At 68.3% G+C, this 21,315-nt stretch carries 25 protein-coding genes; 3 read left to right on the top strand and 22 right to left on the bottom strand.

The genetic code is table 11. The features are described from left to right. Positions 1–33: 33 nt before the first annotated feature. Complete coding sequence (locus AC3WQA_RS11095; protein ID WP_492675111.1) at positions 34–840, top strand: DUF481 domain-containing protein; 807 nt, start codon at positions 34–36, stop codon at positions 838–840. A 147-nt stretch (positions 841–987) separates the two neighbouring features. Here AC3WQA_RS11095 and hemC read toward each other — a convergent pair whose 3' ends face one another. The 5 genes from hemC to hemF all read right to left on the bottom strand — a co-directional run bounded on the left by hemC (position 988) and on the right by hemF (position 5,442). Continuing rightward, positions 988–1,899 (bottom strand): hydroxymethylbilane synthase, encoded by a 912-nt coding sequence (hemC, locus tag AC3WQA_RS11090; protein WP_492675110.1) that lies wholly within the window; start codon positions 1,897–1,899, stop codon positions 988–990. A 55-nt stretch (positions 1,900–1,954) separates the two neighbouring features. Beyond that, positions 1,955–2,659 carry a LytR/AlgR family response regulator transcription factor gene (locus AC3WQA_RS11085; RefSeq protein ID WP_492675109.1) on the bottom strand — a complete coding sequence of 235 codons (705 nt, stop codon included), beginning with the start codon at positions 2,657–2,659 and terminating at the stop codon, positions 1,955–1,957. 2 nt (positions 2,660–2,661) lie between these two features. Further along, positions 2,662–3,708 (bottom strand): sensor histidine kinase, encoded by a 1,047-nt coding sequence (locus AC3WQA_RS11080; protein WP_492675108.1) that lies wholly within the window; start codon positions 3,706–3,708, stop codon positions 2,662–2,664. A 99-nt stretch (positions 3,709–3,807) separates the two neighbouring features. Continuing rightward, positions 3,808–4,482, bottom strand: coding sequence for an alpha/beta hydrolase (locus AC3WQA_RS11075; protein ID WP_492675107.1), 675 nt, complete (start codon positions 4,480–4,482; stop codon positions 3,808–3,810). Between the two features lie 57 nt (positions 4,483–4,539). Next, positions 4,540–5,442 carry an oxygen-dependent coproporphyrinogen oxidase gene (hemF, locus tag AC3WQA_RS11070; protein ID WP_492675106.1) on the bottom strand — a complete coding sequence of 301 codons (903 nt, stop codon included), beginning with the start codon at positions 5,440–5,442 and terminating at the stop codon, positions 4,540–4,542. A 162-nt stretch (positions 5,443–5,604) separates the two neighbouring features. Here hemF and AC3WQA_RS11065 point away from each other — a divergent pair, with 162 nt between their 5' ends. Then, complete coding sequence (locus AC3WQA_RS11065) at positions 5,605–6,444, top strand: glycosyltransferase family 2 protein (protein WP_492675105.1); 840 nt, start codon at positions 5,605–5,607, stop codon at positions 6,442–6,444. Here AC3WQA_RS11065 and AC3WQA_RS11060 read toward each other — a convergent pair. Both AC3WQA_RS11060 and AC3WQA_RS11055 read right to left on the bottom strand, forming a co-directional pair. Beyond that, positions 6,407–7,336 carry a lysophospholipid acyltransferase family protein gene (locus AC3WQA_RS11060; protein WP_492675104.1) on the bottom strand — a complete coding sequence of 310 codons (930 nt, stop codon included), beginning with the start codon at positions 7,334–7,336 and terminating at the stop codon, positions 6,407–6,409. The genes AC3WQA_RS11065 and AC3WQA_RS11060 overlap by 38 nt on opposite strands. Then, positions 7,311–7,580, bottom strand: coding sequence for a phosphopantetheine-binding protein (locus AC3WQA_RS11055; protein ID WP_492675103.1), 270 nt, complete (start codon positions 7,578–7,580; stop codon positions 7,311–7,313). The genes AC3WQA_RS11060 and AC3WQA_RS11055 overlap by 26 nt, the downstream gene beginning before the upstream one ends. 84 nt (positions 7,581–7,664) lie before the next feature. On the opposite strand from AC3WQA_RS11055, the gene AC3WQA_RS11050 reads away from it, so the two are divergent. After that, a complete protein-coding gene (locus AC3WQA_RS11050; protein ID WP_492675102.1) occupies positions 7,665–8,657 on the top strand; it encodes a chorismate transformation FkbO/Hyg5 family protein in 993 nt (330 codons plus the stop codon). Positions 8,658–8,676: 19 nt separating this feature from the next. Here the strand turns inward: AC3WQA_RS11050 and AC3WQA_RS11045 are convergent, their stop codons facing one another. From AC3WQA_RS11045 to queD, 15 genes are all read right to left on the bottom strand, one after another. Continuing rightward, positions 8,677–9,297: a hypothetical protein gene (locus AC3WQA_RS11045; protein ID WP_492675101.1), complete on the bottom strand. Its 621-nt coding sequence runs from the start codon at positions 9,295–9,297 to the stop codon at positions 8,677–8,679. Between the two features lie 38 nt (positions 9,298–9,335). Then, the gene (locus tag AC3WQA_RS11040) at positions 9,336–10,340 is read right to left on the bottom strand and encodes an alpha/beta hydrolase family protein (protein WP_492675100.1); all 1,005 of its coding nucleotides are present in this window, start codon (positions 10,338–10,340) and stop codon (positions 9,336–9,338) included. 158 nt (positions 10,341–10,498) lie between these two features. Further along, positions 10,499–11,869 (bottom strand): bifunctional UDP-N-acetylglucosamine diphosphorylase/glucosamine-1-phosphate N-acetyltransferase GlmU, encoded by a 1,371-nt coding sequence (gene glmU / locus AC3WQA_RS11035; RefSeq protein WP_492675099.1) that lies wholly within the window; start codon positions 11,867–11,869, stop codon positions 10,499–10,501. A gap of 54 nt (positions 11,870–11,923) precedes the next feature. Then, the gene (locus AC3WQA_RS11030; RefSeq protein WP_492675098.1) at positions 11,924–12,466 is read right to left on the bottom strand and encodes a hypothetical protein; all 543 of its coding nucleotides are present in this window, start codon (positions 12,464–12,466) and stop codon (positions 11,924–11,926) included. A gap of 253 nt (positions 12,467–12,719) precedes the next feature. Continuing rightward, positions 12,720–13,142: a F0F1 ATP synthase subunit epsilon gene (locus tag AC3WQA_RS11025; protein ID WP_492675097.1), complete on the bottom strand. Its 423-nt coding sequence runs from the start codon at positions 13,140–13,142 to the stop codon at positions 12,720–12,722. A gap of 101 nt (positions 13,143–13,243) precedes the next feature. Beyond that, a complete protein-coding gene (gene atpD, locus AC3WQA_RS11020) occupies positions 13,244–14,677 on the bottom strand; it encodes a F0F1 ATP synthase subunit beta (protein ID WP_492675096.1) in 1,434 nt (477 codons plus the stop codon). A gap of 84 nt (positions 14,678–14,761) precedes the next feature. After that, a complete protein-coding gene (gene atpG, locus AC3WQA_RS11015; protein WP_492675095.1) occupies positions 14,762–15,679 on the bottom strand; it encodes a F0F1 ATP synthase subunit gamma in 918 nt (305 codons plus the stop codon). 153 nt (positions 15,680–15,832) lie between these two features. Then, positions 15,833–17,383, bottom strand: a complete 1,551-nt coding sequence (atpA, locus tag AC3WQA_RS11010; RefSeq protein WP_492675094.1) for a F0F1 ATP synthase subunit alpha — start codon at positions 17,381–17,383, stop codon at positions 15,833–15,835. Positions 17,384–17,481: 98 nt separating this feature from the next. Further along, the gene (locus tag AC3WQA_RS11005) at positions 17,482–18,015 is read right to left on the bottom strand and encodes a F0F1 ATP synthase subunit delta (RefSeq protein ID WP_492675093.1); all 534 of its coding nucleotides are present in this window, start codon (positions 18,013–18,015) and stop codon (positions 17,482–17,484) included. Between the two features lie 3 nt (positions 18,016–18,018). Then, positions 18,019–18,489 (bottom strand): F0F1 ATP synthase subunit B, encoded by a 471-nt coding sequence (locus AC3WQA_RS11000; RefSeq protein WP_492675092.1) that lies wholly within the window; start codon positions 18,487–18,489, stop codon positions 18,019–18,021. Positions 18,490–18,585: 96 nt separating this feature from the next. Further along, positions 18,586–18,879, bottom strand: a complete 294-nt coding sequence (gene atpE / locus AC3WQA_RS10995) for a F0F1 ATP synthase subunit C (RefSeq protein WP_217316683.1) — start codon at positions 18,877–18,879, stop codon at positions 18,586–18,588. A gap of 45 nt (positions 18,880–18,924) precedes the next feature. Then, complete coding sequence (atpB, locus tag AC3WQA_RS10990; protein WP_492675091.1) at positions 18,925–19,740, bottom strand: F0F1 ATP synthase subunit A; 816 nt, start codon at positions 19,738–19,740, stop codon at positions 18,925–18,927. A 3-nt stretch (positions 19,741–19,743) separates the two neighbouring features. After that, a complete protein-coding gene (locus AC3WQA_RS10985) occupies positions 19,744–20,109 on the bottom strand; it encodes a hypothetical protein (protein WP_492675090.1) in 366 nt (121 codons plus the stop codon). A gap of 261 nt (positions 20,110–20,370) precedes the next feature. Further along, positions 20,371–20,751 carry a phasin family protein gene (locus tag AC3WQA_RS10980; protein ID WP_492675089.1) on the bottom strand — a complete coding sequence of 127 codons (381 nt, stop codon included), beginning with the start codon at positions 20,749–20,751 and terminating at the stop codon, positions 20,371–20,373. A 153-nt stretch (positions 20,752–20,904) separates the two neighbouring features. Continuing rightward, positions 20,905–21,267 (bottom strand): 6-carboxytetrahydropterin synthase QueD, encoded by a 363-nt coding sequence (gene queD, locus AC3WQA_RS10975; RefSeq protein ID WP_492675088.1) that lies wholly within the window; start codon positions 21,265–21,267, stop codon positions 20,905–20,907. Positions 21,268–21,315: the final 48 nt, after the last annotated feature.

The raw sequence follows: 21,315 nt of genomic DNA, 5'->3' as shown, positions 1-21,315 counted from the left end.
CTTACGATTGTTTAACAAAGGCACTCCCTCCCCATGAACAAGACCCTGATCGCCGCCGCGCTGCTGGCGGCCTGCGCCAGCTATGGCGTCCACGCGCAAGACACCGACAACAGCGCCAGCTCCAGCGACTGGACCGGCTCGGGCGAACTCGGCTTCGCCTCCGCCACCGGCAACACCCGCTCGCAGAACCTCAACGCCAAGCTCGGCCTGGGGATGGAAAACGAGCAGTGGAAGAACAACTTCTACGTCGACGCGCTGCGCACCAAGGCGCAGCAGAAGGTGGTCGACCAGGCCGGCAACACCATCACCCAGTTCAACACCACCGCCAATCGCTACGATGGCGGCGCCTCGGTGGGCTACAAGCTCGACCCGCGCAGCTACATCGTGGGCGCGGCGCGCTACGACCACGACGAGTTCGGCGCCAACCTGTGGCAGGGCGTGGTGTCGCTGGGCTACGGCTACATCGCGCTGAAGGACGCCCGCACCGAGCTCTCCTTCGAAGTCGGCCCCGGTTACAAGCGCTATCGCCCGGCCGACACCACCGTGATCGTCGGCGGCGTTGCCACCAAGGTGATGCAGCCGGTGGCGCATGAAGTCGTCGCGCGCGGCCTGGTGAACTACAAGTACCGCCTCACCGAGAACACCGCCTTCGAGGACACGTTCCTGACTGAAGCCGGCGCCAAGAACACCTACCTGCAGAATGACGCCGGCCTGGCTGTGAGCATGACCCGGAAGCTGGCGCTCAAGGTCGGCTTCCAGGTGCGCCACAACAGCGACGTGCTGCCGGGCATCAAGAAGACCGACACGCTAACCACGACCAACCTGGTGTACAGCCTGTAAAGCCGGGACTCGGATTCGAGATTCGGTAAAGAGCCCGCCGCTTGTCTCCCTCTCCCCCAGTTCCACTGGGGGAGAGGGCTGGGGTGAGGGGGCCGCTTCCTGTCGCGGCTCGAAACCGCGACTCAGGCGCTCTGGCCGTCCAGCCGTCTAGACGTCCAGAAACGCTGCCGCGCCCTGTGCCAGCAAGGCCCGCGCCACCGTCTGTCCCAGCGCCACCGGATCGTCGCCCTGCGCCTGCGCGCGCAACACGCGGCCGCCAGCCACATCCCCCACCAGCCCCGCCAGTTGCAGCCCGCCGGCACCACGCGTGCACCACGCGCCCACCGGCACCGTGCAGCTGCCACCCAGCGCCTGGTTCATCGCACGCTCGGCGCCTACGGTCTGCCGCGTGGCGGCGTCGTCCAGCACCGCCAGACACGCGAGCACATCCGCCTGGTCGGCGCGCGCCTCGATGGCGATGGCTGCCTGCCCCGGCGCCGGCAGCCAGTCAGGCGGCCGCAGTCGGCTGCGGATATGCCCGCCCAGCCCCAGTCGCTCCAGCCCCGCGCAGGCGAGGATGATGGCGTCGTACTGGCCCGCCTCCAGCTTGGCCAGCCGCGTGCCCACGTTGCCGCGCAGGTCGAGCAACTCCAGGTCCGGCCTGAGCGCGCGCAGCAGCGCCTGCCGGCGCAGCGAGGAGGTGCCCACCTTCGCCCCTGGCGGCAAGCTGTCGAGGTCGGCGTGGCGAGGGCTGACAAAGGCATCGGCCGCATCCGCGCGCGCAAGGATCGCCGGCAGCGTGAACGCGGGTTCCAGCTCCACCGGAACATCTTTCAGCGAATGCACGGCCAGCTCGGCGCGGCCTTCCAGCATCGCCACCTCCAGCTCCTTCAGGAACAGCCCCTTGCCACCGATGGCGGCCAGCGGCTTGTCCAGGATCTCGTCACCGCGCGTGGAGAGCGGCACCAGCGTCACCGTGATCGCCGGATGCGCCGCGCGCAGGCGCGCCGCCACGTGCTCGGCCTGCCACAGCGCCAGCGCGCTCTTGCGGGTAGCAATGCGCAGGATGTTCGAAGTCATGCCCGTTCCACGCTTTGATTCATGCGCCATTGTCGCCGAAGCGGCCGGGCGAGGGCTAACCCATCCGTAGCAGCTTGCGCAGCGCCGGCAGGTTGCGCCGGCTCACCTCGGGGCTGAAGTCGGTGCCGGCGAGGCGGGCCAGGGCGCGACCGTCGGCCAGCACCTTCAGGCCGATCAGGCGGGCCGGCGGCACCAGGCAGTTGCGGTGCAGGCGAAGCAGTTGCTCGGGGTAGGCCTCTTCGAGCTGGCGCAGGGAGTCGTCGATCAGAAGTTCGCCGCCGGCATGTCGCACGACGACGTATTTTTCCTCGGCGAGCAGGCAAATCACCTCGTCCAGCGCCACCCGCACCTGCTCGCCGTGCACCCGCGCATGCAGCCAGGCGCGCGTGGCCGGCGGCGTTTCGGCGAGGCGCTTTTGCGCACGCTGCAAGGCCTCGCGCAGGCGCTCCAGGCGCACCGGCTTGAGCAGGTAATCCACCGCCTCCAGCTCGAAGGCCTGAAGCGCATGGTTTTCGTAGGCGGTGCAGAACACCACCAGCGGCCGCGCGCGCCCGGCCAACCGCGCGGCCAGCGCGAGGCCGTCCAGCCCCGGCATGGCGATGTCCAGCAACAGCAGGTCGGCTTGCTTGTCGGCGAGCGCCGCGAGCGCGGCGTCGCCGTCGGCCGCGCTGCCGACGCATTGCACGCCTTCGCATTCACCCAGCAGGCTGGTCAGGCGCAGGCGCGCCAGGGGCTCGTCGTCGACCACCAGTACGCGCATCGTCAGCCGCCCCGCCCGTCTCGCGGCAGGCGCAGGCGCACCACATAGCGGTCGCCCTGCGCGCCGGCCCGCACGTCGGCGTGCGGGCCGTAACGGAAGGCCACGCGCCGGCGCACGCTGTCCAGTCCGTGGCCGCTGCCGCCGCGCGCCGGCGTGGCGGGCAGCGGATTGGTGATCTCGATGACGAGCGCGTCGTCGGCCACGTCGGCGCGCAGCGTCACCGCGCCGCCTTCGCGCAGCGGCTGGATACCGTGCAGCACGGCGTTCTCCACCAGCGGCTGCAGCAGCAGGCGCGGCAACGGGAAATCGCGCGGTGCCGTGGCCAGCTCGCGCTCCACGCGCAGGCGTTCGCCCAGGCGCAACTGCTCGATGGCCAGGTAGCGGTCGATCAGATCCAGCTCCTCGCCCAGCGTGCCGTCGCTGCGCTCGTGTTGGCCCAGCGCGGCGCGGAACAGCTCGGCCAGATCCTCCACTGTGCGCTCGGCGGCCTTGGGATCGAGCGGAATCAGCGCCGCCACGGTGTTCATGCTGTTGAACAGGAAGTGCGGACGGATGCGCGCCTGCAGCGCCTCCACCTGCGCGCGGCTCACCGCGGCCAGGCGCAGCTGCCACTGCGCGGCCACGTAGAAGTAGCGCAGGATCGCCGCGCCCAGCAGCGCCGCGATCAGGACGTTGTCACGCACGAAACTCGCCGCGCCGTCCTTGACCAGGCCCATGGCCAACGCCGCGTCCAAGCCATGCGCCACCCAGCTCGCCACGCCCACCAGCAGCAACAGCAGCAGCCAGGCCGCGAGATACGGCAGGTGTCCGGGCAGGCGCTGCAGCCAGGGCCGCGAAAGGCACAGCGCCACGCCGACCAGCAGCACCAGCCAGGCCACGAACAGGATGCCCACGCTGTAGCCGGTCAGGTCGCGATGGTCGCCCGCCGCCAGCCACACCACGGTGGCCGCCAGCGCGCCGGTCAGCAGCAGGGTGAACAGCACCGGCAGGCTGCAGAAATCCGGCAGCAGGCTGGGCTCGTCGCTCTGGCGTGGGAGGGCTAGGCGCATGCGCGCAGTATGCCTTGAGCGCAGGGCGCGGGGCTCGGGGCTCGGGGCTCGGGGCTCGGGAAACGCAGACCGCACCAGAGGCCGACGGGCCAGTCCCGGTCAGGCCGGTGCGAAGCGCTGCGTGAGCCAGTCGCGCAGGTCGGCGATCTCCTGCGGGCACACCGCGTGCGCCATCAGATAGCTGTGCCAGTCCACGCGATAGCCCAGGCCTTGCAGCAGGTCGCGGCTGGCGCTGCCGCGCGGTGGGATCACCACCGGGTCGAGGCTGCCATGCGCCTGGAAGATGGGCACGGCCGCGTTCGCGGCGCTGCGCTCGGCGGCCACGGTGTCGGCGATGGGCAGGTAGGTGGAGAGCGCCACGATGCCCGCCAGCGGCTGCGCATGGCGCAGGCCGGCGCTGAGCGCGATGGCGCCGCCCTGCGAAAAGCCAGCCAGCACGATGCGCTCGCTGGGCACGCCGCGCGCGTGCTCGCGCGCGATCAGCGCCTCCACCGCCGCGACCGAGGCGCGGATGCCGGCTTCGTCCTGGCGCGCGCCCAGGTCGAAGCTGGCGATGTCGTACCAGGCGCGCATCGGCACGCCGCCGTTCACCGTCACCGGTCGCACCGGCGCGTGCGGGAACACGAAGCGCACGGCCGGCCAGTGGGCCGCGACCAGCTCCGGCACGATGGGCGCGAAGTCGTGGCCGTCGGCGCCCAGGCCGTGCAGCCACAGGATGCTCCAGCGCGGGTCGGCGCCGGTGGCGTGTTCGACGGCGGGCAGCAACGTGCTCATGCGCGCTCCAATGGCCAAGATGAAAACCGTGAGTTTCGCCGATGCCCGCGACGCTGGCTACAACCACTCGCGCGGCTGGAGGTAGTCCGCCAGCCGCGCCTCGGCGGAACCGGGCTCGGGCTGGTAGGCGTACTCGAAACGCACGCGCGGCGGCAGGCTCATCAGGATGGACTCGGCGCGGCCGCCCGACTGCAGGCCGAACAGCGTGCCGCGGTCGTAGACCAGGTTGAACTCCACGTAGCGGCCGCGGCGGTAGAGCTGGAACTCACGTTCGCGCTCGCCGTAGGGCGTGTCGCGGCGGCGCGCGGCGATCGGCAGGTAGGCGTCGAGGAAGCCCTGGCCCACGGCCCTGGTGAAATCGAGGCAGCGCTCGAAGCCGCCTTCATTGAGGTCGTCGTAGAACAGGCCGCCCACGCCGCGCGTCTCGCCGCGGTGCTTGAGCGTGAAGTACTCGTCGCACCACTGCTTGAAGCGCGGGTAGACGTCTGCACCGAACGGCGCGCACAGCTCGCGCGCCACCGTGTGCCAGTGCACCACGTCCTCGTCGAACGGGTAGAACGGGGTGAGGTCGAAGCCGCCGCCGAACCACCACACCGGCTCCACGCCCGGCTTGCTGGCCTCGAAGTAGCGCACGTTGGCGTGCGTGGTGGGCACATAGGGATTCAGCGGGTGCAGCACCAGCGACACACCGGTGGCGATGAAGCTGCCGCCGGCCAGCTCGGGCCGGTGCGCGGTGGCGCTGGGTGGCAACTGGTGGCCGCTGACGCGCGAGAAGTTCACGCCCGCCTGCTCGAACAGTGCGCCGCCGCGCAGCACGCGGGTACGTCCGCCGCCGCCCGCCGCGCGCGTCCAGGCGTCCTCCGCGAAACGCGCGCCACCGTCGAGTTGTTCCAGCGCGCCGCAGATGCGGTCCTGCAGTTCGCGCAGGAAGCTTTCGGCGCGGTCGGCTTGTTCGCTCATGAGGGCTACTCCGTGGTGATGACGTCGAGCTTAGCAAGTGCGGCGCACACCGCCGCTGCGACGCCGTGTCGCGCGCACCTGCACCAGGAGCGTGAGCGGATCAAGACGCGGCTTGGCTTCCATCGACCAGCCGCCTACGCTTGCGCCATGACGATGCCGACCATGCCTCGCGCAACCGCCCCACCGCCGCCCAGCGAGGACACCGCCGTCCCTGCTGGCCTGCCGCGCTGGTGCGTGCTGATCCCCTGCCTCAACGAGGAAGCCGCGATCGGCGCGGTGGTCGCGTCCGTGCTGGCCTTGGGCGCGCCGGTGATCGTGGTGGACGACGGCTCCAGCGACCGCACGCCGGAGATCCTCGCCGCCCTGCCGGTGACGCTGCTGCGCCACACGCGCCGCTGCGGCAAGGGCCAGGCGCTGCGCGAAGGCTTTCGCGAGGCCTTGCGGCAGGGCTTTGCCGCCGTGCTCACCATGGATGGCGACGGCCAGCACCTGGCCAGCGACATCCCGCGCCTGCTCGCCGCCGCCGTGGCGCACCCCGGCCAGATCGTGATTGGTGCGCGCCTGCTGGACAAGGCGCAACAACCCAAGGCACGCCGCCGCGCAAACGCGGTGGCGGATTGGGGGATTTCCTGGGGCTGCGCGCAGCCGGTGGCCGACACGCAGAGCGGCCAGCGTTGGTATCCGCGCGCCGTGCTGGATCTGGTCGACCTGCCCGCGCAGGATTTCGTGTTCGAGGCCGCGCTGCTGATCGCCGCCTCGCGCGAGCTGGGCATGGGCATCGTCTCGGTGCCGATCGCCTCGCGCTACCACGCCGGCCACCGGCCCAGCCATCTGCGCCCGGTGCGCGACGTCACCCGCATCACGGTCTATACCATCCTGCGCGTGCTGCACTACGGTCACGTGGTGCGCGCCTATCGCCGCGGCCAGCGCGCGCCGCGCGTCGTCGACCCCGCGCCGCTCGAACTCACGCCGCCGGTGTCCGCCAGAAATCGTGGAAGTTGAACCAGTTGTACGGCGCCACCCGCACGTAGTGCTCCAGCCGCTGCGCATAGCGCGCCAGCACGGCGTCCAACGCGGCGGCGCGATCGGCACGCGCGATCGCCACACGCTCGGCGAAGGGCTCGAAAATCAGCCGGTAGCGGTTGCCGCCCTCGTACAAGCCAAAGCACAGCAGCACCGGCACTTGCAGTGCACTCGCCAGCAGCCACGGCCCCACCGGCAAGGGCGCCGGCGCGCCGAGGAAATCCACCATGCGCTCGGCCTCGTGCGTGCCGGCGCGGTCGGCCAGCAGCGCCACCATCGCGCCCTGCCGGCACGCCTCGGCGGCGGCCAGCGCGATGTGCGCGCCGCCTTGCGCCGCATCGATCACCGCCGCGCCCACCTCGGGTGCCAGCGCTTCCAGCAGGGAGGTCATCGCCGGCGTCTTGCCCTTGTCCAGCACCACGCGCAACGACAGCTCCGGGCGGCGCGCCGCCAGCACGCGCAGCGCCTCGAAGCTGCCCTGGTGCGAACCCACCAGCAGCACGCCGCGGCCCTCGGCCAGGCATCGCTCCAGCTCGGCCAACCCCTCGACGGCGATGGCAAAACCGCGCTCGCCGCGCGCCAGCAGAAAGACCCGATCCAGCGTGGTGGCCGCATAGGCGTGGAACTGACGCAGCAGCTGCCCGAGGCGCGGCGGCCGACCGAAGGCGCGCGCCAGGTATTGCCGCGAGGCGCGGCGCTCCTCGCCGCGGCGCAAGAAGAAATACAGGGTGATGGGATACAGCAGCAGCCGGGCGAAACGGCGCCCGCCGTGGAGCGCCAGCGTGAGGATCAGCCACAGCGCGAAGCGCCCACCGCCCTCGCGCTGCGCGCGCCAGTGCGCGGCTTTAGGCGACGCGGTGTTGTTCGACATGGGCCGACAGTTCGCGCAGGCTGGCGAAGGCGCGCGTGCTGGCCGCGTCTTCCGAACGCAGCTGGACGCCGTAGCGCCTGGACACCGCCAGCGCGATCTCCAGCGCATCGATGGAATCCAGCCCCAGGCCGTCGCCGAACAGCGGCGCATCCGGATCGATGCCCGCCGGCTCAACGCCTTCGAGGTTCAGGCACTCCACGATCAGGGCCGCCAGCTCCCGTTGGGCGGTGGTCAAATCGGCCATGTGCGAAAACCCGGCAACATCGTGGAATCACTGAAAAACGGCCACAAAGTGTACCATGACGGCCTTGTCTCACCGGTTGCAAGCATGATCGAGGGTTGTGGAAACAGACCGGCCGATGCCGGCTCCGTGCGCGCGCCGCGCATCGCCTACCGCACCAACGCCGTCGCCCGGACGCTGGCCGAGCCCGGCACGCTGGCGCTGTTCGGTTTCGGCGGCGCGACGGCGGATCACGACGATCCGCGCTGGCTGCGCGTGTCGCTGGCCAGCCTCGACGACAGCGTTCCATGCGAGGTCTGGCACGTGGACGCCGCGGTGCGCCACGGCCGCGACGGCGCACTGCGCTGGTCGGCCGGCGGCGGCTGGCTGTACGCCGCGCTGGAGCTGGATGAGCGCGAGCACGGCGGCCCCGCCGGCGCGGCGCGCACCGCCTACGCGCAACTGCGCGACTTCGTCCGCGGCCGCGAGGAACACCACGTGCTGCGCCTGTGGAACTACCAGGGCGCAATCAACGCCGGCGAGGGCGATGCCGAGCGCTACAAGCTGTTTTGCGACGGCCGCGCCGAGGGCTGCGGCGACTGGTTCGCCGACGGCTACCCGGCCGCCACCGCGATCGGCCACCACGGCGAGCCGCACCTGCTGCAGGTCTACCTGCTGGCTTGCGCGCAGGCCGGCACGGCAGTGGAAAATCCGCGCCAGACCAGCGCCTGGCGCTACCCGCGCCAATATGGCCGCACCGCCCCCGGCTTTGCCCGCGCGATGCGCCTGCCCGGCGCGGACGCGCTGGCGATCTCCGGCACTGCCGCCGTGGTAGGCCACGCCTCCGCCCATGACGGCGACACCGCCGCGCAGCTCGCCGAAATCCTCGCCAACCTCGACGCCCTGCTGGCCAACGCCGGCATGCCCAGCGGCTTCGACACCCAGTCGCCGCTGAAGGCCTATGTACGCCACCCCGGCGACGCACCGCGCGTGCGCGAACTGCTCGCCCGCCATCTGCCCGGCGTGCCGGTGCTGCTGCTGCACGGCGACGTCTGCCGCCGCGAATTGCTGGTGGAGCTGGATGGCTGGCGCTACGCCTGAGGCGCACCTTCGCCGGATATTATTTTTTCGCGTATGCCGGATCGATGACGGTAACGAATTGGTGAACTTCGTCCCGAATGTAGGGATTCGCCGGCCCCTTGTCGCTGGCGGCGGACTCCTGTGATCGCAGCGACACGGACTGCAGCAACTTGCCGGTCGTCGCGTCAAATACGTACAAGACCGCGGAGTACCCGACCCGCGGCGAAGTCGATTGGCCGTAACCGCCGAGCGTGGGGTTGGAAGAGCCGGCGCTCATCCAGGGCTTGTACAGCACGCTCAAGCGGTAGGGCCAGGCACCCTGCACGCTGGCCGGCGCTCCCTGCGTAAAAGCGCTGTCGTTCGACTCCACGAAGTGCACGGCCACGTGCCGCGCGTCGGCCCAGTCACGGAATGCGTTTTCAACCGTTACGCAGCTTACGCTCTCGCTGCTGCAGGACAGGTACAGGCTGAAACGCGGACTGGAATCCGCGTCGAACAGCGACAGCGGCTGCAAGCTCTCCTGCGCCCGACGGTTCCCCGCTGCGACCGTACTGGCGCAGCCTTGCAGCAAAGACGCTGCGGCGATGACCATCCCCAACCACCGTATCCGCATGCCGTGCTCCTCGGTCGATTGCAGCCATGTCCAATGGGGGCCGATCATAGCGAAAGCCACCGGGCGACGGCCACGGCGAGCGACGTTCAGGGAGAGTCGCCGAGGCGCGGCCCGAACTTCAACCATGCCGACGCTGCCAGGCCACCGTAGTACCGGTCGACCGCCGCGGCCTGAGCGCGCGCACGCCGGACATCGCCGCGGACCAGCGTCGCACCGATGCCGGCTACCGCCGATGCCAGCCGTGTGTCCCACTGCGCGCGACAGGACGCCAGTTGCTCCGGCCGCGGCGGCGCCGGCCGCCCCAGCGCATCCAGCGCCTGCCCCAGGGCGGCCGCGCCGGCGATTTCGTGACCCAGCCACGGCGGCGTCACGCTGGCCATGTCGGTCACGCACCCGCGACGCAGCGCCTGGTGGCTGGTCCTGTCCATCTGCAGGTGGGCATGGTCCTGCCCGCCGGTGAGGAAGACCAGCCGCGTATCCTGCTGGAAGCGCTGGAACAGCACAGCCGGTGGCAGGCTGAGCCCGCTGCCGCCCGGCGGATCGCTGCCGGCTGCTAGCAAGGCGCCGCGGAATACGTCCGGATAGCCCAGCGCGATGCGCAGCGCCACCCGCGAACCGCCGGAAAACCCTCCCACGTACACGCGCGCGGGATCGAGCGGATAGCGTCGGCCGACGTTAGCCCACGCCAGCAGCGCCAGCGGCACGCGGCGGTCGATCACGTCAGCCGTGTTGCCGGCGTGCGCCATGCTCACGTAGATCAGCCCGCGCCGATCCAGCTCTTGCGCCCAGCCTTCCGGCAGATCCGCCTGCGGCCACGGCGGCACGAACACCAGCAGTCCATAGCCCGATGGCGGCGGCGTGCCGGTCGGCACGTACAGCACGAAGCGCTCCCGCGCCAGGTCGATCGACTGCTCGCGCATCGCCCCGTGATGCACGGCGAGATAGCTCTGCAGACGCGCATAGGTCAGCGGAGTGAACAGGCGTCGCGCGATCTCGCTGCCCCGCGACAACGGCGTGTACGTATCGAAGTGCACATCCCGCAGCAGGCCCGTCGACGGTGCCGCTGCGTCCCGGACGGAATCGGCATGCATGCCGAGACCCGGCATCGGCAAGGTGCAAAGCAGCCACCCCACCGCCATCGCGGCAACACGAACCGGATGGGCGGCAACCCGCAGCATGAGGGCAGCTTAAGGCTGCGCGGGGCGCCGAGTACAGCCGGGGCGTGGGCACGCTGCGCCTGCCGGCGATATCAGCCTTGCTTCGTCGGCCGCTGCCAGCCCGGCAGCGTGGCTTGTCGGCCACGCGCGAGGGTAAGCCCGCCGGCGGGGGCATCCTTGGTGATGACCGAGCCGGCGCCGATGGTGGCTTGCGCGCCGATGGTGACCGGCGCCACCAGCGAGCTGTTGGAGCCGATGAAGGCGCCGTCCTCGATGCGGGTGGCGAACTTGTTCACGCCGTCGTAGTTGCAGGTGATGGTGCCGGCGCCGATATTGACGTCGCAGCCGACCACGGTGTCGCCCAGATACGTGAGGTGGTTCGCCTTGCTGTTCGCGCCGATGCGGGTCTGCTTGGTCTCGACGAAATTGCCCACGTGCACGCCGGCGTCGAGTTCGGTGCCGGGGCGCAGGCGCGCGAACGGGCCGATGGTGCAGGGGCCGTGGGTGACCACGCCTTCGAGGTCGCAGTGCGACTGCAGCACGGTGCCCGCGGCCAGCTGCACGTCCTTCAGGCGGCAGTACGGGCCCACCCGCACGCCGTCGCCGAGGCGCACGTCGCCTTCGAGGATCACGTCGATGTCCAGCTCCACGTCGTGCCCATGCGCGACTTCGCCACGCACGTCGATGCGCGCGGGGTCGGCGAGGCGCACGCCGCCCAGCATCAGCGCGTGCGCGCTGCGGCGGCGGTATTCGGCCTCCAGCCCCGCGAGCTGCAGCGCATCGTTCGCGCCGGAGGCCTCCAGCGGATCGGCACACGCCACGCTGAGCGCGGGGCGCTTCTCCGCGTTCGCCATCGCGAAGATGTCGGTGAGGTAGTACTCGCCCTGCGCGTTGTCGCAATCGAGTCCGGCGATCCACACGCGCAGCGCGGCGGCGGGCGCGACGAGCATGCCGGTGTTGACCAGGTCGATGGCGCGCTGTTCGTCGTTGGCATCCTTCTCCTCGACCACGCAGCGCACGTGGCCGTTGCCGTCGCGCAGCACGCGACCGTAGCCCTCCGGCTCGGCCACGCGGATCGCCAGCAGGCCGAAGCCGCCCTCGGTCTGCGTCAGCCCGAGCAGCGTCTCGGCGCGGATCAGCGGTACATCGCCGTAGAGCACCAGCACCTGCGCGTCGTCCGGCACGCCGGGCAAGGCCTGCTCCACCGCATGCCCGGTGCCCAGGCGCTCGGCCTGCAGCACCCAGTGCAGATCCGCCTGCCCGGCAAAGGCGGCCTGCACCTGCTCGCCGCCATGGCCGTAGACCACGTGGATGGCGGCAGGCGACAGCGCGCGCGCGGTGTCCAGCACGTGCGCCAGCAGCGGCCGCCCGGCCAGCGGCATCAGCACCTTGGGCCGCGCGGATTTCATCCGCGTGCCGGCGCCGGCAGCGAGGACGATGACGTGAAGCGGTACGGGATTCATGCGGTCGGCCCTGACGTGATGAGTCGAAAAGTCTAGCAGGGCGCCATGCCTACCTCAGCGCGCGTAGGCACCGGTCAACGCCCGTACCGTTACCTGCGTGGCGCCGGAGCGACAGGTGAAGCTGAAGACGTACTGGCGGGCGAAGCGGTGTGTCCTGCCGTCCACCGCGTGCGGGTTGGCTTGCGCATCGGCGGCCCAATGGTCGACGCGCAGCGGCTCGAATCGCCATTGCAGTACCGCCGTGCGCACGGCGGCAAAGAACGTATCCCAGGGCGGCTGCGCCATGTCGATCACGGCGCCGATGACATCACTCACCGTACCGTTCGCGTCGACGTAGACCACGGCGTCGATTTCCTCGGATGCGGGACAGGCGGCGAGCTGTGCAGACGGATAGGTCGGCTTCACGCGGTACAGCGGTTCGCCACCGATCGTCGTTTCCCCCAACGACAACGGCACGCTGGTCATGTCTGCCGCCGTCGCCGCACCTGTCGCACGCTCCCGGCTCGCCGCGCAAGCAGTCAGGTACGACACGGCAAGGGCGACCAGCAAGGTGCGTATATTCACGGCAAGCCTTCCCGGATTCGGCACGGTCGACATGCTGCCAGATCGCCGCCCGCGGCGCAGGACTCGCAAACACGATCTGCCCACGCAAAAACGCCGGCACAAGGCCGGCGTTCCTTCTACTCACAATGCCATCGAAGCCACTTGCAGCGCCACGGGAGCAGCTCGCAATGCCCACCGAAGCGACCATGCCTTGCCTCGGACTCGAACAAAGCGACCGCTTCAGCCAAGAGTGTGGCCAAGGATGGCCGCCCGTTTGATCTTCGCGCTCACGGACGAGCGCACAAGCTCAGTGCTTGAGGTTCTTCCGCATCCGCTCCAGCGCCTGCAACTGCGCCAGCGCCTGCGCCAGCTTGGCCTGCGCCTCGGCCACTTCCACCGCTTCGGTGCGGTTGGCCAGCGCGTCCTCGGCTTCCTTCTTGGCGCGCTGGGCGGCGGCCTCGTCCAGGTCGGCGGCGCGACTGGCGGTGTCGGCCAGCACGGTGACCACCTGCGGCTGCACTTCGAGGATGCCGCCGGAGATGTAGAACTGCGCGCGCTCGCCGTTTTCCTGCAGCACGTCGACATGGCCGGGCTTGAGGCGGGTGATGAGCGGTGCGTGGCGCGGCGTGATGCCGAGCTCACCCTGGTCGCCGGTGGCGACCACCATCGTGGCCTCGCCGGAGTAGATCTCGGCTTCGGCGCTGACGATGTCGACTCGGATGGTGGTCATGGTTGGTTACTCGTTGCGGTCGCGAAGGATTGGGAAAACAGGCAAGGCGCGCCCACGACGTGGTTCCGACGCGAGAGCGCCCGTGCTCATGCGCAATCCGCTTACGCGGATTGCTTGGCGCCCATTTCCTCGCCCTTCTTGATCGCCTCGTCGATACCGCCAACCATGTAGAACGCCTGCTCGGGCAGGTGGTCGACTTCGCCTTCGACGATCATCTTGAAGCCGCGGATGGTTTCCTTCAGCGACACGTACTTGCCCGGCGCGCCGGTGAACACTTCGGCCACATGGAAGGGCTGGCTGAAGAAGCGCTCGCACTTGCGGGCGCGCGCCACCACCTGCTTGTCCTCTTCGGACAGCTCGTCCATGCCGAGGATGGCGATGATGTCCTTCAGCTCCTTGTAGCGCTGCAGCATGCCCTGCACGCGGCGGGCGATGTCGTAGTGCTCCTGGCCAACCACCTGCGGATCGAGCTGGCGGCTGGTGGAGTCCAGCGGATCCACCGCCGGGTAGATGCCCAGCGAGGCGATGTTGCGCGACAGCGTCACCGTGGAATCCAGATGCGCGAAGGTGGTGGCCGGCGACGGGTCGGTCAGGTCGTCCGCGGGCACGTACACGGCCTGGATCGAGGTGATCGAACCGGTCTTGGTGGAGGTGATGCGCTCCTGCAGCACGCCCATTTCGTCGGCCAGGGTCGGCTGGTAGCCCACCGCCGACGGCATGCGGCCGAGCAGCGCGGACACCTCGGTGCCGGCCAGCGTGTAGCGGTAGATGTTGTCCACGAAGAACAGCACGTCCTTGCCCTTGCCGTGCTCGTCCTTCTGGTCGCGGAAGTACTCGGCCATGGTCAGGCCGGTCAACGCCACGCGCAGGCGGTTGCCCGGCGGCTCGTTCATCTGGCCGTAGACCATCGCCACTTTCGACTCGGGCAGGTTGTCGATCTTGACGACGCCGGCGTCCTGCATCTCGTGGTAGAAGTCGTTGCCTTCGCGGGTACGCTCACCCACGCCGGCGAACACCGACAGGCCCGCGTGCTGGGTGGCGATGTTGTTGATGAGTTCCAGCATGTTCACCGTCTTGCCCACGCCGGCGCCGCCGAACAGGCCGACCTTGCCGCCCTTGGCGAACGGACAGACCAGGTCGATCACCTTGATGCCGGTTTCCAGCAGCTCGTTGGCCAGCGCCTGCTCGTCGTAGGACGGCGCCTCGCGGTGGATCACCCAGTGGTCTTCGGCGTTGATCGGGCCGACTTCGTCCACCGGGTTGCCCAGCACGTCCATGATGCGGCCGAGCGTGGCGTTGCCCACCGGCACCTTGATGCCTTCGCCGGTGTTGCGGGCCGTCAGGCCACGCTTCAGGCCGTCGGTGGAACCCAGCGCGATGGTACGCACCACGCCGTCGCCCAGCACCTGCTGCACTTCCAGCGTGATCTCGGTACCGTCGATCTTCAGCGCGTCGTACACCTGCGGCACCTGATCGCGCGGAAACTCCACGTCGATGACCGCGCCGATGATCTGAACAACTTTGCCCTGGCTCATTTGGAGTGCTCCGGATGAATCTTTGTGATTTCGTATCAGCGCCGACGAGTCGTCGCTATGCGTTCTTTTCAAGGGCTGTCGCGGTTACACCGCGGCAGCTCCTCCCACGATCTCGCTGATTTCCTGCGTGATCGCGGCCTGGCGGGTCTTGTTGTAGACCAGGGTCAGCGTGTCGATCACCTTGTTCGCGTTGTCCGACGCGCTCTTCATCGCGACCATGCGTGCGGCGTGCTCGCTGGCGTGGTTTTCCAGCACGCCCTGGTACACCACCGCCTCGATGTAACGGCCCAGCACGTGCTCCAGCACGGTCGGCGCATCGGGCTCGTAGATGTAGTCCCAGTCGTGGCCCTGCTCGAGCTTGATGCCGGCATACGCCGACTCCCCGGCAGCCTGATGCGCTTCCAGCTCCGCCGCCACCAGCGGCAGCGGCAGCAGCGCATCGACGGTGGCCGTCTGCGTCATGGTGTTGACGAAGTCGTTGTAGGCGAGGAAGACGCGATCCAGGCCGTTGGCCTGGTAGGCGTCCAGCACCACCTTGATGACGCCGATCAACTGTTCCAGCTTGGGCCGCTCGCCCAGGTGGGTGACGCTGCCGACCAGGTTCACGCCCTTGAGGCGGCGGAAGAACTGCTGCGCCTTCTGGCCGATCGCCACCACGTCGACGGCGACGCCCTGCTCCTGCCAGGCCTGCACCGCCGGCAACAGCTTGCGGAACAGGTTGGAGTTCAGGCCGCCGCACAGGCCGCGGTCGGTGGACACCACGATGTAGGCCACCCGCGCCACGTTCGGCCGCTCCACCAGGAACGGATGCTTGAAGTCCGTCGAGGCCTGCGCCACGTGCGCGATCACCTTGCGCATCTGCCGCGCATAGGGGCGCGAGGCCTTCATCAGATCCTGCGCCTTGCGGATCTTCGAGGCCGAGACCATTTCAAGCGCGCGCGTCACCTTGCGCATGTTCTGCGTGCTCTTGATCTTGGTTTTGATTTCGCGTCCGCTTGCCACAGGTCTACCTCGGGACTCGGGACTCGGGACGCAGGACTCGGCACCGCCGAGACCGTCAACCCGAGTTGTATCTCGTATGCAGGCCTCGCGATCCGGAAGCTGCGGGACGCGCTTGCGCGAGTCCCGAGTGCCGAATCCCGAGTCCCGGCTCTCTTACCAGCTACCCGTCTTCTTGTACTCGTCCAGCGAGGCCTTGAAGACGCTTTCGATCTCGCCGTCCCAGGCACCGGTGGCGACCAGCTTCTTCATCAGCTCGCCGTGGGTCTGGTGCATGAAGGCGTGCAGGCCCTTCTCGAAATCCAGCACCTTGTTCACCGGCAGGTCGTCCAGGTAGCCCTTTTCGGCGGCGTACACGGAGAGTGCCAATTCGGCGATGGAGAGCGGCGCGTACTGCTTCTGCTTCATCAGCTCGGTCACGCGCTGGCCGCGGTCGAGCTGGGCGCGGGTGGCCGGATCGAGATCGGAGGCGAACTGCGCGAACGCGGCCAGTTCACGGTACTGCGCCAGCGCCAGCTTGACGCCGCCGGAGAGCTTCTTGACGATCTTGGTCTGCGCCGAACCACCCACGCGCGACACCGAGATGCCGGCGTTCACGGCCGGGCGGATGCCGGCGTTGAACAGGTCGGTTTCCAGGAAGATCTGGCCGTCGGTGATCGAGATGACGTTGGTCGGCACGAAGGCGGACACGTCGCCGGCCTGGGTTTCGATGATCGGCAGCGCGGTGAGCGAGCCGGTCTTGCCCTTGACTTCGCCGTGGGTGAACTTCTCCACATACTCCTCGGAGACACGCGAGGCGCGCTCGAGCAGGCGCGAGTGGAGATAGAACACGTCGCCCGGGTAGGCTTCGCGGCCCGGCGGGCGCTTCAGCAGCAGCGAGATCTGGCGATAGGCCACAGCCTGCTTGCTGAGGTCGTCGTACACGATCAGCGCGTCCATGCCGCGGTCGCGGAAGTACTCGCCCATGGCGCAGCCGGCGTAGGGCGCGATGTACTGCAGCGCGGCCGACTCGGAGGCGGAGGCGACCACCACGATGGTGTTGGCCAGCGCGCCGTTCTCTTCCAGCTTGCGCACCACGTTGGCAACCGAGGAGCGCTTCTGGCCGATCGCCACGTAGATCGAGAAGATGCCCGAGTCTTTCTGGTTGATGATGGCGTCGATCGCCAGCGCGGTCTTGCCGGTCTGGCGGTCGCCGATGATCAGCTCGCGCTGGCCGCGGCCCACCGGGATCATCGCGTCCACCGACTTGTAGCCGGTCTGCACCGGCTGATCCACGCTCTTGCGCCAGATCACGCCCGGCGCCACCTTCTCGATGGGGGCGTTGAGCTTGGCGCCCAGCGGGCCCTTGCCGTCGATCGGATTGCCCAGCGCGTCGACCACGCGGCCCAGCAGCTCAGGGCCGACCGGCACTTCGAGGATGCGGCCGGTGGTCTTGGCGGTATCGCCTTCCTTCAGATGCTTGTAGTCGCCCAGCACCACGGCGCCGACCGAGTCGCGCTCCAGGTTCAGCGCCAGTGCGGTGGCGTTGCCCGGCAGCTCGATCATTTCGCCCTGCATCACGTCGGCCAGGCCGTGGATGCGCACGATGCCGTCGGACACGCTGATGATCGTGCCCTCGTTGCGGGCTTCCGCGCCGAGCTTGAACTGCTCGATGCGGTGCTTGATCAGTTCGCTGATCTCGGACGGGTTGAGAGTGGTGCTGGACATGGGTCGATATCCTGGATTTTTGTAATCGCGATGCGGTCTTTAGAGCGTGCGGCGCGGACGCCTTGTCTTGCCCTGCGCGAAACGGGTTTCGCGTGAAATCACTGTGCCAAGCTGCTGGCGAGACGCTGCAGGCGCCCGCGTGCGGAACCGTCGATCACTTCGTTGCCGGCGTCGATCACCACGCCGGCCAGCAGCGCCGGATCGACCGCCGCCTGCAGGTCGATCTCGCGACCGAAACGGCGCTTGAGCGAGGCCTTGAGCTGCTCGACCTGGGCTGCGTCCAGCGCCATCGCGCTGGTCACCTTGACCAGCAGCTGCGACTCGGACTCGCGGCGATACTGTTCGAACAGTGCCGCCACCTCCGGCAACAGTGCCATGCGGCGATGTTCGGCCAGTTCGGTGAGGAAGGACGCGAACGGCGCATCGGCCGCGATGCCCTGCGGCAGGTGCAGCGCCACCAACTGGGCCGGCTGCACGCGCGGATCGTTGCCGAGGCCGGCAGCGCGAGGGTCGGCGGCCACCGCGGCAGCGAAACCCAGCGCCTGCGACCAGGCCGGCAACGCGCCGCTTTCCCGCGCCAGCTCGAAAGCGGCGCGGGCGTAGGGTCGAGCGAGGGTGATAGCTTGCGCCATGGCTCAGATTTCCGCGGCGAGCTGGTCGAGCAGCGCCTTGTGCGCCGTCGCATCCACTTCGCGCTGCACGATCTTCGCGGCGCCCTGCACGGCCAGTGCACCCACGCGCTCGCGCAATTGCTCGCGCGCCTGCTGCGCCATCGCGGCGATGTCGTCCTGCGCAGCGGCCTTCAGGCGATTGATCTCGGCCACCGCATCGGTGCGGGCCTTGTCGAGGATGCCGTTGGCCTGCTGCTGGGCCTTGTCGATGATCTCGGATGCTTGCTGGCGCGCCTTGCGCACCTCGTCGGCAACCTTGGCGTCGGCGTCCTTCAGCTCGGCATGCGCGCGCTCGGCGGCGCCGAGACCCTCGGCGATCTTGAGCTGCCGATCCTCGATGGCCTTGTTGATGTGCGGCCAGATGAACTGGACGCAGAACCAGATCAGGATGGCGAAAGCAATCATTTCGCCGATCAGAGTGCCGTTGGGAAGCATCGCTGCGTTACCTGTAACGTGGATTTACGAGCACGGGCGCCAAAGCTCCCGCACGAGGCAACGGCGCCGTCGAGGCGGCGCCGTGGGCCAGGGCGATCAGTGACCCGCCGCAGCCGTCAGGTTCGACAGCAGCGGATTCGCGAATGCGAAGTACATGGCCAGCGCCACGCCGATCAGGAACGCCGCGTCAATCAGGCCGGCGAGCAGGAACATGCGACCCTGCAGCAGCGGCACCAGCTCGGGCTGGCGGGCAGCGGCTTCCAGGAACTTCGAACCCATGACGCCGATACCGATACAGGCGCCGAGCGCACCGAGGCCGATGATGAGGCCGAGCGCGATGGCGGTGAAGCCCTGAACTTGGGCGATGTGAGCGACTAGTTCCACGGTGATCTCCTCGAGAAAAGAAAAACGGTTACGCGTTGAAAGGAAAAACAGTCAGTGATGGTCGTGCGCCATCGAGATGTACACGATGGTCAGCACCATGAAGATGAAGGCTTGGATCGAGATGATCAGGATGTGGAAGATGCCCCACACCGTGTAGCCGATGATGCCCATGCCATACAGCGCCCAGCCGGCCACGCCCGCGCCCGCGCTGAACAGGCCGGCGATCAGCATGAACACCAACTCGCCCGCATACATGTTGCCGAACAGTCGCATCGCCAGACTCACTGGCTTGGACACCAGCTCGACCACGTTCAGCAGAAAATTCCAGATCCACAGCGACCAGTGATTACCAAACGGCGCGGTGAACAACTCGCGCATGTAGCCACCGAAGCCCTTGGCCTTGAAGCTGTAGACGATGATGAGCAGGAACACCGTGATCGACATGGCGAAGGTCATGTTGGTGTCGGCGGTGGGCACGGCGCGGAAGTGGCCGATGCCGAATTTCTCGGTGATCCACGGCAGCAGGTCGACCGGCAGCAGATCCATCGCGTTCATCAGGAATACCCAGACGAACACGGTCAGCGCCAGCGGGCCGAGTACGCGGCGATCGCCGTGGAACACATCCTTGACCTGGCCGTCGACGAACTCGAGGATGATCTCGACGAAGGCCTGGCCCTTGGACGGCACGCCGGCCGTGGCCTTGCGCGCCTTCGACCAGAACCACAGACAGAAGAACACGCCCAGCACCAACGACACCGTGATCGAGTCGATGTGTATTGCCCAGAAACCTTCTTTGCTCGTCTGCGGAACGAGGTGCGTAAGGTGGTGCTGGATGTATTCGGAAAGACCGCCCGGCTCGCTTGCCATGCCTCAACCCTTGAATCTGAACGCCAGCAGATGAACCGCATTGGCCGCCAGCAAGCCCATCACGGCGGCCAATGGCGGCAACTTGTACTGCAACAGGATCACGGCCAAGCCGCCAATCACCACCACCCACTTCACCAGCCAACCCAGCAAGAGGCGAAAGAAAGCCGTTGCGCCACCCACCAGCCGGCCGAAGGCCTGCACGGAAAACAGCGCGGTACCCAGCGCCACCACACCAGCCCCCGCCGTCGCCGATACCGCCGCGCGCGGCCCCTGCCACAGGAATGCCGCACCGACCAGCGCCGCCACCAGCAATTGCAGCGACACCACTCGCCAGGCGAGGCGTCGACCGCTACCGAGACTGTTGAGCACGCAACCCCTCCGCAGCGGCTTCCACCGGAGCACCGATGCAGATACAAGCCGTGATCCGATCCGTAAAAGTATAGCAGTGCCGTCCTTGCAGCCACAAGCCGTCGGGGCGCGGCGATGCGCCGCGCAGCGCTGTCGTCGGGCCACCGCTATGAACTGATTCAGCTAAAGAAAAGGGCCGGACTTGGGGAAGTCCGGCCCAGACTGTCGCGCCACTGGGGAGGGGCCGCGCGACAGGGTGCCACTCGGGGAAACCGCAAGGTTTTACTTGGCGGCCTTCTTGGCCGTCGGCGCGGTGGCCGCATCATTGGCGGCCTGGCGCTGCTCCAGCACCAGCGCCTGCAGGGACTCCGCCGTTTTTTGCGTCACGGCAAGGATTTCCTGCGAGACCGTCACGGCGCGCTCGGCCTGCTCACGGCTCAGGGTGCTGCCCTTTTCCCACAGGTCGCGCAGCGCGTCGGCGTCGCGCGCCTCGAGCACTTCGGCCACAAAGGCCGACGAGGCCAGCGCCTGCTGCTCCAGCGCCTTGATCTGCAGGGCGGCAACCGTCTCCAGGCTCTTCAGCGCCAGCGACTGTGCCTTGAACGCGCCCTCGGCAGCCTGTTTGGTGTAGGCAAAAAACGGGTTGGTGAATTGCGTCGTCATGTGCTTGCCCTCGGTGGGGTGTGCGGGTAGTGGGAAGCACTCTAACAGGTAATTTTGTGCAGTGCAATATGTTTTTCCGGACAAAGTCAGATCGCTAGGCAAATGTTCATGAAACACAACCTATTACGATCCATGCGCCAACGTGGCGGCGCATCAAAAATCTGTTCGACCACAGCTGGCGCCCGAGGTGCAGGTTTCGTGCACCACCACCTTGTCCAGCCCCGGCAGGCGCTCGCGCAGGCGCTGGAAGATCCAGCGCGCCAGCATTTCGCTGGTGGGGTTGTCCAGCCCCTCGATGTCATTCAGATAGTGATGGTCGAGCTGCTCGAACAGCGGCGCGAAAGCCGCCTTGACGTCGGCGAAGTCCATCACCCAGCCGCTGTGCGGATCGGGCGCGCCGGCCACGTGCACCTCGATGCGGAACGAGTGCCCGTGCAGGCGCGCGCACTTGTGCCCTGCCGGCACGTGGGGCAGGCGGTGCGCCGCCTCGATCTGGAAAATCTTGAAGATATGCATGTGGCCTGGCCTGCGTTCGCGCTGCGCGAGTCGTTCGCATTGTAACCG

The organism is Rhodanobacter sp. FW106-PBR-R2A-2-24, from assembly GCF_058789615.1.
This window is presented reverse-complemented; position numbering and strand designations above follow the sequence as displayed.